This window comes from Microbacterium sp. UBA3394 (assembly GCF_002358725.1).
In the GTDB taxonomy this organism is placed as follows: Bacteria; Actinomycetota; Actinomycetes; order Actinomycetales; family Microbacteriaceae; genus Microbacterium; species Microbacterium luteum.
This window is the reverse complement of sequence record NZ_DEPK01000224.1, coordinates 3133-5969: the sequence shown is the minus strand read 5'-3', so window position 1 is coordinate 5969 and position 2837 is coordinate 3133. Positions and strand designations below refer to the sequence as shown.

4 protein-coding genes are annotated in these 2837 nt (G+C 72.2%); all 4 read right to left on the bottom strand.

The genetic code is table 11. The features are described from left to right. Positions 1–169: 169 nt before the first annotated feature. Positions 170–1153 carry a LacI family DNA-binding transcriptional regulator gene (locus B4E30_RS13690; RefSeq protein ID WP_286795624.1) on the bottom strand — a complete coding sequence of 328 codons (984 nt, stop codon included), beginning with the start codon at positions 1151–1153 and terminating at the stop codon, positions 170–172. A gap of 46 nt (positions 1154–1199) precedes the next feature. Beyond that, complete coding sequence (locus B4E30_RS13685; RefSeq protein ID WP_286795623.1) at positions 1200–1991, bottom strand: GntR family transcriptional regulator; 792 nt, start codon at positions 1989–1991, stop codon at positions 1200–1202. Between the two features lies 1 nt (position 1992). After that, positions 1993–2397 carry a D-ribose pyranase gene (gene rbsD / locus B4E30_RS13680; protein WP_286795622.1) on the bottom strand — a complete coding sequence of 135 codons (405 nt, stop codon included), beginning with the start codon at positions 2395–2397 and terminating at the stop codon, positions 1993–1995. Continuing rightward, a partial coding sequence (locus tag B4E30_RS13675) for a PfkB family carbohydrate kinase (protein ID WP_286795621.1) occupies positions 2394–2837 on the bottom strand: 444 nt, incomplete at its 5' end. The genes B4E30_RS13675 and rbsD, both read right to left, overlap by 4 nt.

Sequence of the window (2837 nt, the reverse complement as noted above, 5' to 3'; positions counted from 1 at the left end):
CCGACGGCGGAGAAGATCCAGACCGAGACGGAGGCGTTCGGGGTGCCGATGATCTTCCCCGCCACCGCCGAGGCGATCGCGTCGCGGAACGCGCAGCTGGTCGCCATGTGACGGCGGTCCGAAGCGGCGACGCAGGTCTTACGACCGGCGCCGGCGTCCGCCCCGGACGTCACGAGTCGAGGCGCGGGAGCAGCTCCCCGCCCAGCACGACGGTGCGGGGCGGGGAGTCGTCGCCGGCGAGGCGGTCCAGCAGCATCCGCGCCGCCGTCATTCCCATCTCCCGCGCCGGCAGCCGCACGATCGACACCGACGACGGCGAGATGATCGTGTAGGGAAGGGATCCGATGACCGCCATGCCGTAGGCCGGCGGCGGGGTGCCGAGCTCCGCGAGGCGCTGGATCGCCCCCATGCCGATGAGGTTGTTCCCCGCGACGAAGGCGTCGGGAGGATTCTCCGCCGCCAGCAGCGCATCGATGGAGACCCGGCCGCCCTCGAGATGGAAGGTCGTCGGGTACAGCAACGCCGGATCGGCGGAGCCCAGGCGCTCCTCCATCGCGTCCCGCCATCCCTGCGCCCGCTCCCGCGACGTCTCGATCGCCATCCCCCCGACCATGCAGGCGACCCGGCGATAGCCGGCATCCAGCAGATCGATCGTCGCAGCGTAGCCCGCTGCGCGGTTGGCCATGAGCACCGAGTCGACGCCGCCGCCCGCGGAACGGTCGACGGCGATGATCGGACGGCCGGAGGCGCGCAGCGCGCTCACGTCGGTGTCGTCTCCGGCGGCCGCGAGGATGACGCCGGCCATGTGGGCGGAGGCGGCGATGCCGAGGTAGGTGCTCTCCTTGGCGATGTCGCCGTCGGAGTTGCAGAGCATGACCGAGTAGCCCGCCGCCGACGCGACGTCTTCGATCCCCCGCGCCGTCTCGGTGAAGTACGGGTTCTCGATGTCGGGGATCACGAGCGCGATCGCGTTCGCGCTGCCGGTCCGGAGGTTCCGTGCGGTGCTGTTGGGCACGAACTTCAGCTCGCGGGCGGCGCGCTGCACGGCCTCGGTCTTCGCCGGTGACACCCCGACGCCGTTGTACACGCGCGACACGGTGGCGGGCGAGACGCCCGCGCGCTCGGCGACGTCGTAGATCGTGGCCGTCGACATCGCCGACTCCGCACCGCCGCGGTCCGCGCCGCGCGCGGCGCGCGCCCTACTCCGCGTGGACATGGACGAGCGAGGCGTGCGAGACGTCGGAAGCGAGTTCGAACTCGAAACGGCTCCGATCCCCGCGGTGGTGGGCGATGAAGAACTCGATCGGGCGCCCCGATGCGTCGCGGCTGACGCTGCGGAGCCGGAGCAGGGCGGCGCCGGTGGTGAGGTCGAGCAGGCGCGCCTGCTCGTGCGAGGCGACCGTCGCCTCGGCCGAACGCACGCCCTCGGCCGCGACGATCCCGTTGTCGGCGAGCACGCGATACAGCGACGCGTCGGCGAGGTCGACGCCGAGCGTCACGGCACCCACCGCCTCCGGCATCCATGTCGTCGACAGCGACCACGGCTGGCCGTCGACGAAGCGCAGCCGCTCCAGGGCGATCACGGAGTCGCCGACGGGGATCTCCAGCGCCTCGGCGACATCGGCCGCGGCATCCTCGCGCTCGTGCCGGATGACATCGCTGTGCACGTGTCCGCCGCGGCGCTCCACGTCTTCGTAGAGCCCCATCAAGGTGTGCACGAGGCTCTCGCTCGTCTTGGGGCGCGCCACGAACGTGCCCTTCCCCTTGACCCGCTCGACGACCCCCTCGTGCTCGAGCTGCGCCAGCGCCTGCCTCACGACGGTGCGGGAGATGCCGTAGTGCTCGCACAGCCGCATCTCGCCGGGAAGCAGATCGCCGGGCTTGAGCTTGCCCTGCGAGATCCGCGCGAGCAGCAGCCGGCACAGCTGGTCGTACATCGGAGACGAGGACCGGCGGTCGATCGCGTCGCCGTGCAGCGCTTCGGTCGTCATGTCAGTACGCGACCCCGGCGTGGAGGATGACGTTGGCGTACGCGGTGAACTCTCCGGATCGCACGAAGGCGCGGGCGCTCCGCGTGCGCGCCTTGAACTCCACATGCGGCACGAGTTCGAGCTCGACGCCGAGCGGCTCGAGGCGCTCGCGCAGCGCCGCGAGCATGGCGGGGCTCTGCTCGGCGATCTCCGCCGGCGCGGTCGCCCCCTCGATCACCATCTCGCCGAGCACCGTGTCGAGAACGTCGAGGAAGGCCGGCTCCCCCGGACGGTAGGCGAGGTCGATCCGCTCGCTGCCCACCGGGATCGGCAGTCCCGCGTCGGTCACGACGATGAGATCGGTGTGCCCGGTCTCGCTGATGACGCGCGAGAGGGCGGGGTTGATGGTGGAGGGGGTCTTTCTCATGCGCGGCTCCCGTCGACGATCTCGGGCGCGGGGCGTTCGGCGAGGAACGCGTGGACGCGCTCCCGGGTCGGCAGACTCGGCGAGGCTCCTCGCACCGTGACGGCCAGCGCGCCCGCCGCGGCGGCGCGCACGACGGCCTCGTCGAGGGTGGCGCCCTCCGCGAGCGCCGCTCCGAGGTATCCGGAGAACGCATCACCGGCGGCGGTCGTGTCGACCGCCTCGACGGGGAACGGTGCGACCAGGCGCGCTCCGTCGGGGCTGACCAGCAGGGCACCGGCTCCGGCAAGGGTCACGACCGCGGCGCCGACGCCGCGTTCCAGGAACCAGCGCCCCGCCCGCTCGGCACTCGCGACGTCGGTCACCTCGACGCCCGTCATCACCGTCGCCTCGGTCTCGTTGGGCGTCACGACGTCGACGTGGCGCCAGATGTCGTCGGGAAG

Bases quoted from the DNA above. Each gene is read 5' to 3' on its own strand.
- B4E30_RS13690 (WP_286795624.1), bottom strand. From the start codon at position 1,153: ATGTCGACGGCCACGATCTACGACGTCGCCGAGCGCGCGGGCGTCTCG.
- rbsD (WP_286795622.1), bottom strand. From the start codon at position 2,397: ATGAGAAAGACCCCCTCCACCATCAACCCCGCCCTCTCGCGCGTCATC.
- B4E30_RS13685 (WP_286795623.1), bottom strand. From the start codon at position 1,991: ATGACGACCGAAGCGCTGCACGGCGACGCGATCGACCGCCGGTCCTCG.